This window comes from Neisseria sp. P0024.S006 (assembly GCF_051956595.1).
In the GTDB taxonomy this organism is placed as follows: domain Bacteria; phylum Pseudomonadota; class Gammaproteobacteria; order Burkholderiales; family Neisseriaceae; genus Neisseria.
In genome coordinates this window covers 542,889-556,362 of record NZ_JBQCXH010000001.1, presented here as the reverse complement: position 1 = coordinate 556,362, position 13,474 = coordinate 542,889, and the positions used below count along the sequence as shown (strand labels likewise).

The following is a 13,474-nucleotide window of genomic DNA, read 5'->3' as shown; positions in this document are numbered from 1 at the left end:
ATGGAACCATCTTCCTACGCATCTGAAAAAAAAGGTAAAAACGGCATTAAGCGCATTATCAATGCGTTTGGTTATTCCAAAGACGGACTGGCTGCCGCGTATCGTTATGAAAGCGCATTTCGCCAAGTTTTTTGGTTGAACCTGATTTTAATTTTCTTAGCGTTGTTTCTTGATTTCGGATCGGTCACCAAAATGGTGCTTGTTGTCGCATCGTTTATTTCACTGATTACCGAATTGTTTAATACCGCCATCGAGGCAGCCGTTGACCATACTTCTACTGAAAAACACGAGCTGGCCAAGCGTGCCAAAGATGCCGGCTCGGCCGCGCAATTGATGGCTTTGTTCATGTTATTTATTGTTTGGATTATTGCATTAACTGCTTAAAAATGTGGTAATATAGTAATTCGTTAGGATTAGATAGTATTAATTAATCTATATCAAAGTTTTCAGGCGGCCTTTGGTTGTAAGATGAAGGCTGTATATCCCAGCCATTTGGCAAACACAAGGAGCAAAACATGAAAAAATTAATGGCAACCCTGATTCTGGCAGGCTTGGCAACTTCCGTATCTGCAGCCGGTATCCATATTGAAGACGGTTGGGCACGTGCCACTGTCGAAGGTATGAAAATGGGTGGCGCATTCATGAAAATCCAAAACGATGAAGCCAAACAAGACTTCTTGGTAGGCGGCAGCAGCCCTGTTGCCGAACGTGTTGAAGTACACACCCATATTAACGACAATGGTGTTATGCGTATGCGCGAAGTTAAAGGCGGCGTGCCTTTGGCGGCAAAAAGCGTAACCGAGCTGAAACCGGGCAGCTACCACGTTATGTTCATGGGTCTGAAACAACAATTGAAAGAAGGCGAAAAAGTGCCTGTAACCCTGAAATTCAAAAACGCCAAACCTCAAACTGTCGAGTTGGAAGTGAAAACCGCGCCTAAAGCCGAAATGCAGCACGATCACGGCGCACACGGTGGCGCACATCAGCACTAATTGCTTGAATTTGCATATAAAGGCCGTCTGAAAGTCATTGGGCTTGCAGACGGCCTTTTCTGTCGTCAAATCAAAATGTGCTAAAATCACGCTTTAAAAAATGTATTTGAAACCCACATTCCCCTCATGAATACTCACAACACACCAGCAAACATCATCGTCGGCCTCTCCGGCGGCGTCGATTCCTCCGTTACCGCGGCCCTGCTCAAACAGCAAGGCCATCAAATCAGCGGCGTGTTCATGCAGAACTGGGAAGATGACGACAACGACGAATATTGCAGCATCAAACAAGATTCCTTCGATGCCATTGCCGTTGCCGACATCATCGGCATCGACATCGACATTGTCAATTTCGCCGCACAATACAAAGACAACGTATTTGCCTATTTCCTCAAAGAATACAGCGCAGGCCGCACGCCGAATCCGGATGTATTGTGCAATGCCGAAATCAAATTCAAATGCTTTTTGGACTACGCCATAGAGCAGGGCGCCGATACCATTGCTACCGGACACTATGCCCGCAAAGAAGTTCGCAACGGTGTGCATTACCTGCTCAAAGGCTTGGATCAAAATAAAGACCAAAGCTATTTCCTATACCGTCTCAAGCCTTTCCAACTCGAGCGCGCGATTTTCCCATTGGGCGAGTTGGAGAAGCCTGAAGTCCGCCGTCTTGCCGAAGAATTCAAATTACCGACCGCAACCAAAAAAGACAGTACCGGCATCTGCTTTATCGGCGAACGCCCGTTCCGCGAGTTTTTGCAAAAATACCTGCCGACCAATAATGGCAAAATGGTGACCCCTGAAGGCAAAGTGGTTGGCGAACACGTCGGCTTGATGTTTTACACGCTGGGCCAACGCAAAGGCTTGGGCATCGGCGGCGCAGGCGAGCCGTGGTTTGTTGCGGCCAAGGATTTGACCAAAAACGAACTGATTGTCGTCCAAGGCCATGACCATCCTTTGCTTTATACGCAAAGCCTGGTTATGAACGATTTGAGTTTCACATTGCCCGAACGCCCGAAAGAAGGCCGATATACCTGCAAAACGCGCTACCGTATGGCTGACGCGCCTTGTACGTTGCGTTACTTGGATGATGAAACCATTGAGCTTGTCTTTGACGAGCCGCAGTGGGCAGTAACGCCCGGCCAATCTGCGGTACTGTACGACGGCGATGTGTGCTTGGGCGGAGGTATCATCATGTCCACCGACAAGCCTGTCATTATTACTGCTTAACACAATGGCTGTCTGAAAACGAAGCGGCGGATTAAATCAAGCCTTTCAGACGGCCTCCATTCTAAAAACGACTAAAACAAAGACTGAATCAACATGGAAAAACTCTGGCTCAAAAGCTACGAAAAAGGCGTCAATGCCGAAATCGACATCACGCAATACAGCTCTATCAGCGACGTATTCCGTCAAAGCGTCGAAAAATTTGCGGACAAACCGGCTTTTCAAAACATGGGCAAAACGCTGACTTATGCCGAAGTGGGCAAGTTGGCGACCGATTTTGCGTCTTACCTGCAAAACGTATTGAAACTGCCGCGCGGTGAGCGTGTGGCGATTATGATGCCGAACGTTTTGCAATATCCGATTGCGCTTTTCGGTATTTTGCAAGCAGGCTTGGTGGCAGTGAATACGAATCCGCTTTATACGCCGCGCGAGTTGGAGCATCAGTTGAAAGACAGCGGCGCGACCACGATTGTCGTGTTGGAAAACTTTGCCAATACGCTGGAGCTGGTGTTGCCGCGTACACAAATCAAACATGTGATTGTCGCATCGATCGGCGAGATGTTCGGCATGATTAAAGGCGCGTTGATGAACTTCGTCATCCGCAAAGTGAAAAAAATGGTGCCGGAATACCGCATTCCCAATACCGTGACTTTTCAGACGGCCTTGAAGCAAGGTGCGGCAAATACGTTCAAGTCCGTCGAATTGACGCGCGATGACACAGCCTTGCTGCAATATACAGGCGGTACGACCGGTTTGGCGAAAGGCGCCGTCCTCAGTCACGGCAATATCTGCGCCAATATGTTGCAGGCAAAAGAATGGATTAAAAACAGCCTGCGCGAAGGCGAAGAAACGGTTATTGCCGCGTTGCCGCTTTATCATATCTTTGCCTTGACGGTAAACCTGATGATCTTTGCGAATACCGGTTCTAAAATCATCCTGATTACCAACCCTCGCGATATGAAAGGATTTATCGGTGAATTGAAAAAAGAGCCGATTAGCGTGTTCATCGGTGTGAATACCTTGTTTAATGCGATGGTCAACCGTCCGGATTTCGCCGAAGTCGATTTTTCCCGTTTGAAGCTGACTTTGGGCGGCGGTATGGCAACGCAAAAAGCCGTTGCGGAAAAATGGAAAAAAATCACCGGTACGCCGATTGTGGAAGCTTACGGTTTGACCGAAGCCAGCCCGGGTGTGTGTTGCAATCCTTTGAATATCGAGGCTTACAGCGGCGGTATCGGTTTGCCGGTTCCTTCGACCGAAGTCGAATTACGCGATGCGGACGGCAAAGAAGTGCCTATCGGACAGCCGGGCGAATTGTGGGTACGCGGTCCGCAAGTGATGAAAGGCTATTGGAACCGTCCTGAAGAAACCGCCAAAGCAATCGATGCACGCGGCTTTTTAGAGACCGGCGACATTGCCGTGATGGATGAAAAAGGCTGGCTGAAGCTGGTGGACCGCAAAAAAGATTTGATTGTGGTATCCGGTTTCAATGTATATCCGAACGAAATCGAAGAAGTGGTGGCCAGCAACGACAAAGTCTTGGAAGTCGCCTGTATCGGCGTGGCAAGCGAGAAAACCGGTGAAGCGATTAAGGTCTTCGTCGTACGCAAAGACCCGTCTTTGACCAAGGAAGAACTGATCGATTTCTGCCGCAAAGAACTGACGGCGTATAAAGTGCCGAAAGACATCGAATTCCGCGACGAGTTGCCAAAATCCAACGTTGGCAAAATCCTGCGCCGCGAGCTGCGCTGATATATAGAATCAGTATGATAAGGCCGTCTGAAAACGCTGTTTTCAGACGGCCTGAAGCTTTTGCCGTTTGCCAGAATATGCTGCTTCAAGTTAAAATCACACATTCCAACATGGGTATCACATCATGACTAAATTCATTTTCGTAACCGGCGGCGTTGTATCTTCTTTGGGTAAAGGTATCGCCGCCGCTTCTATTGCTACTATTCTCGAGTCGCGTGGCTTGAACGTGACCATGCTTAAGCTTGACCCGTATATCAACGTTGACCCGGGTACCATGAGCCCGTTTCAACACGGCGAAGTATTTGTGACCGATGACGGCGCGGAAACTGACCTCGACCTTGGTCACTATGAGCGTTTCATCAACGCCACCATGACCCGCCGCAACAGCTTCAGTACCGGCCAAGTCTATGAAAACGTGATTGCCAAAGAGCGTCGCGGCGACTATTTGGGCGGTACCGTACAAGTGATTCCGCACATTACTGATGAAATTAAACGCCGTATCCATGAAGGCGCGGCTGGTTATGATGTGGCGATTGTTGAAATCGGCGGTACAGTCGGCGATATCGAATCGTTGCCTTTCTTGGAAGCCATCCGTCAAATGCGCAGCCAGCTCGGCCGTAATAATACATTGTTTGCCCACCTGAGCTATGTTCCCTACATTGCCGCCGCCGGCGAAATCAAAACCAAACCGACCCAGCATACCGTTAAAGAAATGTTGAGCATCGGTTTACAACCGGACATCCTGATCTGCCGTATGGACAGAGAAATGCCTGCGGACGAGCGCCGTAAGATTGCTTTGTTCTGTAACGTTGAAGAACGCGCCATCGTGGGCAGCTACGATGTGGACAGCATTTACGAATGCCCTGAAATGCTGCACAACCAAGGCATCGATAGCATCATTACCGAGCAGCTTCAACTGAATGTCAAACAAGCCGATTTGACCGAATGGAAGAAAATCGTTCACGCGATTCAAAATCCGAAACATACCGTCAAAATCGCGATGGTCGGCAAATACGTTGATTTGACCGAGTCCTACAAATCATTGATCGAAGCACTGAAACACGCCGGTATTCACACTGAAACCGACGTACAAATTACCTTTGTCGACAGCGAAAGCATTGAGAAGGGCAATGGCGACGTTTCCATGCTCAAAGACATGGACGCGATTTTGGTGCCGGGCGGCTTCGGTTCACGCGGCGTGGAAGGCAAAATTGCCGCCGTACGCTATGCGCGTGAAAACAACGTACCATACTTGGGCATCTGCTTGGGCATGCAAATTGCCCTGATCGAATACGCCCGCGATGTTGCAGGCTTGAAAGGTGCGAACTCTACCGAGTTTGACTTGAAATGCGCTGCGCCTGTCGTTGCCCTGATTGACGAATGGCAAACTGCAGACGGTAGCGTAGAAACCCGTGACGAATCTGCCGATTTGGGCGGTACCATGCGTTTGGGTGCGCAAGAAGTTGACCTCAAACCGGGCAGCCTTGCCGCAAAAATCTACGGTAGCGAACATATCCGCGAACGTCATCGCCACCGCTACGAGGTCAACAACAACTATGTGCCTCAGTTGGAAAAAGCTGGTTTGGTCATCGGCGGCGTATCCGCAGGCCGTGAGCGTTTGGTTGAAACCATCGAATTGCCAAATCATCCTTGGTTCTTCGCGTGTCAGTTCCATCCGGAATTTACTTCCAATCCGCGCAAAGGCCATCCTTTATTCAGCGCGTTTGTGAAAGCCGCGTTGGGTAACAAAAAAGCCTGATTGATGTGATTGAAAAAGCACCCGTTATCCGGGTGCTTTTTTCTTTTCAGACGGCCTTAGAAGTTATTTGTCTTCATTGACTTCGCGGTCGTTCAAAGGTTGTACGGGACGGTTGTTTTCGCCACCGATAATGTCGCGCATGGCTTTAAACTGCGCCGCATCTGCCTGAACCGGAGTTTTTAAGACAACCCAAGTCACGTTTTCGCTGCAAGGCGGCGTTGTCAGCGAGCCTTTCAGCTGAAATGACTTGCTATCTTTAGGCAGCAGGGCTTGGATATTCAAGTTTTTCAAATCTACGGATTCGCCTGCTTTCAGTTTTTTGGCAATGAGTGCGGACAAGGCAGGGTTGTTTTTGCCCGGTTTAAATACAGAGCCGATGACCGCCAAAGTACCGTCTTCGGCTTGATGGACGAAATGCGCTTCCATCGGGAAATGTTTGCCTTTGAAAGTATGTTCGCTCGGCGTATGGAAGTGGAATTGTTTTAAGGTATAGGTTTTACCGTTAATCACGATGGTTTGTGCCTTGCCTTGCGGCGTGGCTTGAAGGGTATGGCCGTTATTTTCTACTTTGTAGTCGGCGACGTTGTAACGGTATGCCAGTTGTTTGCCTTTTACTGCTTTTGTTGCGGAGAAGTCCACAGGAGATTGCTGTTTGCCTGTTTTGCAGACAGCAAAGTCTTCACTTAAATCGCCCCAGTGTGCAGCATCGTTTTCACCTGTGTAAGACCAATGTGCATGATGGGTTTCAGCGGATACTGTTGCAGCGGAGACAGCCATGAGCAAAGATAAAAAGAGGTGTTTGTTCAACATAAAGGCTCCTGTTTATTCACATTAGGTAAAAGGAAAAATTTATACCAAATAAATTATTGATATAAAAAAACTTCTTCATAAGAAGAAAGTTAATGATAGTGGCAATCGGAGAATGTTGGGTTGATATATGGCAAACATTTATCAAGCAATCATTTTTGATTAAATGATTGCAATAAGAGGGTTGATTGTCTTTGTTGTCACTTTGAATAGGAGAGGCCGTCTGAAATTTCTTTCAGACGGCCTGTTTTATTTGATTATGTTGTAAAAAGTCTAAACTCTAATGAATAAAAGTGTTTCTCAAGATGAAAGTAGTTGTTTGTAGCGTTGGAAAACATTAATATTGCTAAACGTGTTTTCACGAGATTTTAACTTTGTTTTGGAGAGAATAATGAAAAAATCGATTATCGCTTTGGTTATTGCCGGTTTGCCGCTGGCTGCATCTGCAGAAGTGATTCTGTATGGTCAAATCAAAAGCAGCGTGACCGTCGGTCAGGTCAAAATCAAAGGTGATGCAGGTTCGGAAACCAGCTCTACCGCAACCAGCATCAATGACAATACCTCCCGCATCGGTTTCAAAGGCAGCGAAAATTTGGGCGGCGATTTAAAAGCCATCTGGCAAGTTGAACAAAAAACAGCCATTACCGGCGGTTCCCAAGGCTTTGCCACTCGTGATTCCTTCATCGGCCTGCAAGGTAACTTCGGTAAGATTCGCGCCGGTAAGCTCAGCAATATGCTGAACGAAATGGACACCATCGATCCATGGATGTATAAAACCAATGCCGCAGGCTTGGGCATCTTTACCCGTACCGGTAACCGTAATGCCGCCGTACGCTACGACAGCCCGGATTTCGGCGGATTCAAATTCAACGTGTCTTATGCACCGCGTGACAACCGCAATCCTTCAGACAAATACACGCACACCAAACCGGCCAAAGACCAGTACACCGGCGGCGTGAGCTTCTCTAAAAACGGCTTTACCGCCAATGCAGCTTACGGCCACTACAACGGCGCGTACACCGACAAATCAGGCAAAGTCAAAGCGGCGCAAATCGCCAAAGTCGAAACTTATTACGACAAAGACAATCTCTTTGTCGGCGGCGGCGTACACTATGCCAAAGGTCATGAGACAGGCAACGAATATTTAGGTTATTTCACCGATGGTTTTAATCAGTACAAGGGTAGTGTCATCACTACCGACACAGGCAAAGAGGAAGCCGTGAAAGTGGTTGATGCAGCGGTAACCGTCGGCTACAAATTCGGCAATGTTACCCCACGCATTACTTACGCACACGGCTGGCCTGCCAAGGGCGTGAACAGTGGCGAAAAATTGGTGGATAAATTCGACCAAGTCGTTGTCGGCGGTCAATACACCTTCAGCAAACGCACCGGCGTAGTTGCCCAACTGGCGTATCTGAAAGTCGGCAACAAAACCCGTCTGACTGCAGCCAACAAAGGCGGTATTGAACAAAAAGCCGCTTCTGTAGGCCTGTATCACAAATTCTAAGCCGTCTAGAAAGACAAGGCCGTCTGAAATTTCAGACGGCCTTTTTGTTGATTAAACAGGTTTATTTGTCGTGGTTGCTCAGCGTGGTACCGTGACGGCCGCCGCGTTCTTTCAAACGTTGTACCAAGCCTTCGACCGTTGTCGGCATGCCGTCGATACAGAATGCCTGATACAGGGCGGTGTGCAGGGCGTCGTTGCGGCTAAACGCATTGCCGATCAACTTCCAATCGCCTTTGCGCGGCTCGATCCAGCGGCGGTTTACTGTGTCGCCGTAAGCGAATACTTTGTAAGAAGAACGCTTGTCGTTGCTGTAAGTAAAGGATGTGCGGGCGCAATAGAGGCCTTCGACGGAGAGGTTGTCGTAGCCTTTGTCGGAGCGAACGTTCAAGACGTAGCGGATGCTGTTGTCCGGCGCAGGCATGATTTGCAGGCTGCTGAGCAGGATTTTGGGCTGCTTGCCGTAGGTTTCGTTGACATAGAGGTCGAACCAATCGCCCGATTGGGTATCGGGCAGGGGCGGCAACTCGGCTTTGTGTTCTTTAAATTCGCGTGCGGCAACTTCTTCAGGGCTTTCCTGATAACGCGTGTTGGTCAGCGTATCTTTTTGGCTGAAACCCAAAGCAAATGCTTGAGTAGCGGCAAGGCTGAGAGCGAGAAGGGCAAAACGGCGCATAGACAGCTCCAAAGTGAAAAACAGCTTTATTTTATGGGCTTGCAGGGTGGGGTGCAAGTAAGTGCGGTATAATTGACGTTAATTCTGATTAATATGACGAGTTTTCATACTAAGGACATAGCGGTAAAAATACAGGAAGGTTAATCGATCGCAAAGCAGCTTTGAAACAACGATTTAATCAAGAACAAGATAAATGCTAAGGGGAAAATATGAAATTAGACAATGTACTAAGTGAGTTAATAGAGCTATATTCAAGAACAACCCCATTTCCTTCAAATAAATTAGAATTTTCATTTGAAGAGCTGGATATTTCATCCTCATCTTTTCAAGGGGAGCTTTTATATTATTATCAGCATGTCCAAATGAAGGGAGATTGCTATTTTGGAAATAGTAATTTCAATTTAATATTGCTGCCTTTACATTCTGAATTTACAACAGTCGAACATTGGGCTTTGCAAGATTATGAAGAATTTATAGATGGGAAATATCAAATTTTTGCTTGTACAGATAGTGATGCCATTATTTTTTGCGATGTAACTCATTTAATGTCTCCTGTATATGCAGGAAGACCAGGAGACCCGAATTTTTATCAGTTGAGTAATAGTCTGACAGAATTTTTTATGTTTTACATTGCTTTCACAAAGATGCAACAAACAAGAGAATTTGAAACATCTACTGAGTATTTTGCAGAAACATCCATATTGATTGAAAAATATATTTCTAAAAATTCACAAAATACCGCAAAAAAATTTCTTTTACATTAAAAATGCTGAATTCCCTAAAATAGTTAAAAGTTAAATTTATCATTGCGTTAGTTATAGCTGAATAGTTGTGCCGCTGTTGGTAACGCGGCAATAAAACCTAACCCCAATACACCTATGGAGCCTTATGAATACACAAACTCTGGATGTCATCGGTTTGAAATGCCCGTTGCCGATTTTGCGTGCCAAAAAAGCTTTGGCGCAAATGCAGGAGGGCGAAGTGCTGACCGTATTGGCCACCGATGGCGGTGCGCCCGGCGATTTTGAAGCGTTTTGCCGTCAGACCGGACATGTTTTGTTGGAATCGAGCGAGGCCGACGGCGTGTTCAAGCTGGTGTTGAAACACAAATAAAGGCCGTCTGAAATGTCTAAAGCCGTCGCGTTGTCTGCCGTCGTATTGGCCGTCTGCCTGAGTGCATGCGGCAATGAAAGTGTTTCGGCACAGAGCGCTGCCGATTATGCTCAAAATGTAACCGACTTATTCCGCCAAAGCTGCGTGGCCGCAGACGGCGATGCCGCCCTTGTCGGCGAGTTTGCCAATGCCAACAAACTGGTTTTATTGTCGAAAAAAGAGATTGCCGATTTGCCTGCCGGAATGATGGATTTGGAGGCATTAAGCATTTGGAAGAAAACGGTAAACGGCGCAGATTATTATTTGAGCCTGACCGAAGACAGTTGCAGCGTGCGCACGGCCAAAGCCAACGACCATCTGATTTTCAAACAATTTTTGGCTTTGGCAGAAAATCCGCCGCAAGGTTTGAACGCTGAGTTGCGTGCCGATAATTTGGCGGAAGCCCCGTTGCCTATGCGTCAGATTTCCTACGCATGGCGCGCGTCCGGCAGTCCGAAAGAAACCTTGCTGACCGTCAAAACAACTTCGTCCGAGCATTTTCCGGTACAGGCTGTTTTTTATTTGACCCATCATTCTTACGACAATAAGGCCGCCGTTTTGCCTTAGGCCGGTTGACGATTGAAACATCAAATTAATAGAAACCGTTACCGCCGAATAAAGGCCGTCTGAAACATTATCAAACCAAACCACTCGAAAGTAAGCTATGCAAACCCTGACCATCATCCGCCCCGACGATATGCACTTACACCTGCGCGACGGCGACGCGCTCAAAGCTGTTGCCCCGTACACCGCCCGACAAATGGGCCGCGCGGTTATCATGCCCAACCTCAAACCGCCCGTCGTCAGCGTTGCCGATGCTCAAGCCTACAAAGCGCGCATTATGGCCGCCCTGCCTGAAGGCAGTACCTTCCAGCCGTTGATGACGCTTTATTTGACCGACAATGCCACGCCCGAACTCGTGCGCGAAGCCAAGGCTGCCGGTATTGTGGCTTTCAAACTCTATCCTGCGGGCGCGACCACCAATTCTGATTCCGGCGTAACCGACTTGTTCAAACTGATTCCCGTGTTGGAAGAAATGGCGAAGCAGGGCATTTTGTTCTTGGTTCACGGCGAAGTAACCGACCCTGAAATTGATATTTTCGACCGAGAGGCCGCCTTTATCGAGCGCGTAATGAAGCCAGTTTTGGTGCAAGTGCCGAATCTTAAAGTCGTGTTTGAACACATCACCACTGCCGAGGCCGCCCGACTGGTATTGGAAGCAGGCGATAATGTGGCCGCATCCGTGACGCCGCAACACTTGCTGCTCAACCGCAACGACCTTTTGGTCGGCGGCGTGCGCCCTCATCATTTCTGCCTGCCCGTACTTAAACGCGAAACCCACCGTCAGGCTTTGGTTGCCGCCGTTACCGGCGATAAGGCGCACAAATTCTTCCTCGGCACGGACTCTGCGCCACATGTCAAAACTGCCAAAGAAAATGCTTGCGGTTGCGCCGGTATGTTCAGCGCGATGACCGCCATCGAGCTTTATGCCGAAGTGTTTGAGAAAGCAGGCGCGTTGGACAAACTGGAAGCCTTTGCTTCTAAAAACGGCCCGCGTTTCTATGGCCTGCCTGAAAATTCCGATACCATCACATTGGTCAAACAAACGCAAACCGTACCTGCCAGCGTGCCTTACGGCGATGGCGAGCTTGTACCGATGAGGGCCGGCGGTGAGATTGAATGGACGGTGCAATATTAAATTTGCCGTCAATAAGGCATAAAAAGAAACAACCTGCTTGAAAAGGCAGGTTGTTTTTTATTGTCGTTCAGACGGCCTGTTATGGGGAGGAAAGACAGACAAGGCCGTCTGAAAACTGGATTATATTGTGTGTTTATTCGGTCAACATGGGTTTCAGCGCTTCCCAAGCCTGCGGCAGTTGGGTAAAACCGTCCGAAGCCATCAAATGGCCGCCTTCGGGAATATGGGTAACAGGACTTTTGAGTTTGGCCGCCATGTCCAAAGTCAGTTCGGGTGGAACATGGGTGTCGTTGTCGGAAACCAGGCAGTGTTTGGGCATGTCAATTTTGCGCAGGATGTCGAAATCAGGCGACGCTGCTTTAATGTAGGCATCGAGCGCAGGTAGGGGCGGCAGCATATCGGCAAAACCGGCGGCAAGCAGCAGGCCGCCGATTTTTTGCGGCTGTTGGCGGCTGAGGAAGTGAAGGAGGGTAATGCAACCGAGGCTGTGGCCGACTAGGAAGGTATGGGCATCGGGCTTGCCAATGTGCTGGTCAAGGGTAAACTGCCACGCGGTCGTGCTTGGTTTGTCGGGATTGGGCATGGCGAGGGAGATTGCTTGTGCGCCGGTGCTTTTGATTTGGGCGCAAAGCCAGTCAAACCAGTTGCCGCGCGGATTGCCTTCAAAGCCATGTACGATATAAACGCGTCGATTCATGTTTCTCCTCCTTCAGACGGCCTGAGATCTTTGTCTACATCTCTGCCTGCAAGTGTTTATTATACCATGTTTGTTTATGTTTTATTGTTTGTCGCTTGGTAAGGATTTTTAATTAAGCTTTTGTTGTTAAATGATATTTGCAAGAATAATAAAGCAAACAACACGGCAGGGGCAGATGGCTTTGCCGTGTTGTTCGGGTTTGAAATATATAGGGGCCGTCTGAAAAAAACGGTTTAGAAATAGCCTTGTTTTTTGCGCTCTTCCATTGCCGCTTCCGATACGCGGTCGTCCATGCGTGTGGCACTGCGTTCGGAAATGGTCGCGGCGGCGGTTTCGGCAATGATGTCTTCGGGTGTGGCGGCGGTACTGGCAACCGGGCAGGTGCAGGAAATATCGCCGACGGTACGGAAGCGGACATCACGGATTTGGGCAACTTCGCCTTCGCGTTTGGGGGTCAACGGGGTAACGGGAACAAGCAGGCCATTGCGTTCGACAACTTCGCGCTTGTGGGTGTAATAAATCGGTGGCAGGGCGAGTTTTTCGCGTGCGATGTATTGCCAGATGTCCAATTCCGTCCAGTTGGAAATCGGGAACACGCGCATGTTTTCGCCTTGGAACAGGCGTGTGTTGTAGAGCGACCATAATTCAGGACGTTGGTTTTTGGGATCCCATTGGCCGAACTCGTCGCGGAAAGAGAAGATGCGTTCTTTGGCGCGCGCCTTTTCTTCATCGCGGCGCGCGCCGCCCATCAGTGCATCAAAGCCTTGTTCTTCGATGGTTTCAACCAGTGTAACGGCTTGGGCGGCGTTGCGCGAATCGGTTTCGCGGCGCAAGACGACACTCCCTTTGCGGATGGATTCTTCTACGCTGCCGACCACAAGTTGTACGCCAGTGCGTGCGACCGTGTCGTCGCGGAACTGGATGACTTCGGGGTAGTTGTGGCCGGTATCGACGTGCAGGAGTTTGAACGGCAGTTTCAGCGGACGGCCTTCGATTTGGAAGGCTTTGACGGCAAGCGCCAGCAAGACGACGGAGTCTTTGCCGCCGGAAAACAGTAGGGCCGGGTTTTGGGCGTTGGCAATCACTTCGCGGATGATGTAGATGGACTCGGCTTCGAGCCAGTCGAGGTGGTGGTTTTGGATGGACATTTTTTCTCTCTTTGCAATCTTGGCGATAGCCGATACTTTAGTGAGGCCGTCTGAAAAAGGG

The 13,474-nt window shown here is 48.8% G+C and carries 14 protein-coding genes; 10 read left to right on the top strand and 4 right to left on the bottom strand.

The genetic code is table 11. The features are described 5' to 3' along the window. From ACTHUF_RS02700 to ACTHUF_RS02680, 5 genes are all read left to right on the top strand, one after another. Entirely contained in the window at window positions 1-384 is a 384-nt protein-coding gene (locus ACTHUF_RS02700) for a diacylglycerol kinase (protein ID WP_039862003.1), read from the top strand. A 131-nt stretch (window positions 385-515) separates the two neighbouring features. Further along, entirely contained in the window at window positions 516-992 is a 477-nt protein-coding gene (locus tag ACTHUF_RS02695; RefSeq protein WP_070849462.1) for a copper chaperone PCu(A)C, read from the top strand. A gap of 126 nt (window positions 993-1,118) precedes the next feature. Next, window positions 1,119-2,222 carry a tRNA 2-thiouridine(34) synthase MnmA gene (gene mnmA / locus ACTHUF_RS02690; protein ID WP_070616050.1) on the top strand — a complete coding sequence of 368 codons (1,104 nt, stop codon included), beginning with the start codon at window positions 1,119-1,121 and terminating at the stop codon, window positions 2,220-2,222. Between the two features lie 93 nt (window positions 2,223-2,315). Further along, the gene (locus tag ACTHUF_RS02685) at window positions 2,316-3,971 is read left to right on the top strand and encodes an AMP-binding protein (RefSeq protein ID WP_315093928.1); all 1,656 of its coding nucleotides are present in this window, start codon (window positions 2,316-2,318) and stop codon (window positions 3,969-3,971) included. Between the two features lie 124 nt (window positions 3,972-4,095). Then, window positions 4,096-5,730, top strand: coding sequence for a CTP synthase (locus tag ACTHUF_RS02680; protein ID WP_004519451.1), 1,635 nt, complete (start codon window positions 4,096-4,098; stop codon window positions 5,728-5,730). A gap of 63 nt (window positions 5,731-5,793) precedes the next feature. Here ACTHUF_RS02680 and ACTHUF_RS02675 read toward each other — a convergent pair whose 3' ends face one another. Then, window positions 5,794-6,540: a carbonic anhydrase gene (locus tag ACTHUF_RS02675; protein WP_440406964.1), complete on the bottom strand. Its 747-nt coding sequence runs from the start codon at window positions 6,538-6,540 to the stop codon at window positions 5,794-5,796. Between the two features lie 388 nt (window positions 6,541-6,928). Between ACTHUF_RS02675 and ACTHUF_RS02670 the strand changes: the two genes are divergently transcribed. Further along, window positions 6,929-8,044 carry a porin gene (locus ACTHUF_RS02670; RefSeq protein WP_315093931.1) on the top strand — a complete coding sequence of 372 codons (1,116 nt, stop codon included), beginning with the start codon at window positions 6,929-6,931 and terminating at the stop codon, window positions 8,042-8,044. A 61-nt stretch (window positions 8,045-8,105) separates the two neighbouring features. Here the strand turns inward: ACTHUF_RS02670 and ACTHUF_RS02665 are convergent, their stop codons facing one another. Next, on the bottom strand, window positions 8,106-8,717 hold the full coding sequence (locus ACTHUF_RS02665) for a CNP1-like family protein (protein WP_003745936.1): 612 nt from the start codon (window positions 8,715-8,717) through the stop codon (window positions 8,106-8,108). A gap of 209 nt (window positions 8,718-8,926) precedes the next feature. On the opposite strand from ACTHUF_RS02665, the gene ACTHUF_RS02660 reads away from it, so the two are divergent. From ACTHUF_RS02660 to pyrC, 4 genes are all read left to right on the top strand, one after another. After that, complete coding sequence (locus ACTHUF_RS02660) at window positions 8,927-9,481, top strand: hypothetical protein (protein ID WP_315093932.1); 555 nt, start codon at window positions 8,927-8,929, stop codon at window positions 9,479-9,481. 124 nt (window positions 9,482-9,605) lie between these two features. Beyond that, window positions 9,606-9,830: a sulfurtransferase TusA family protein gene (locus ACTHUF_RS02655; RefSeq protein ID WP_003681929.1), complete on the top strand. Its 225-nt coding sequence runs from the start codon at window positions 9,606-9,608 to the stop codon at window positions 9,828-9,830. Between the two features lie 12 nt (window positions 9,831-9,842). Next, window positions 9,843-10,436: an NMCC_0638 family (lipo)protein gene (locus ACTHUF_RS02650; protein ID WP_315093934.1), complete on the top strand. Its 594-nt coding sequence runs from the start codon at window positions 9,843-9,845 to the stop codon at window positions 10,434-10,436. Window positions 10,437-10,533: 97 nt separating this feature from the next. Then, window positions 10,534-11,568, top strand: coding sequence for a dihydroorotase (gene pyrC / locus ACTHUF_RS02645; protein ID WP_440406961.1), 1,035 nt, complete (start codon window positions 10,534-10,536; stop codon window positions 11,566-11,568). Between the two features lie 133 nt (window positions 11,569-11,701). On the opposite strand, the gene ACTHUF_RS02640 is transcribed toward pyrC, so the two are convergent. Continuing rightward, complete coding sequence (locus tag ACTHUF_RS02640; protein ID WP_440406959.1) at window positions 11,702-12,265, bottom strand: RBBP9/YdeN family alpha/beta hydrolase; 564 nt, start codon at window positions 12,263-12,265, stop codon at window positions 11,702-11,704. Window positions 12,266-12,498: 233 nt separating this feature from the next. After that, the gene (cysD, locus tag ACTHUF_RS02635) at window positions 12,499-13,431 is read right to left on the bottom strand and encodes a sulfate adenylyltransferase subunit CysD (RefSeq protein WP_269208297.1); all 933 of its coding nucleotides are present in this window, start codon (window positions 13,429-13,431) and stop codon (window positions 12,499-12,501) included. Window positions 13,432-13,474 lie beyond the last annotated feature (43 nt).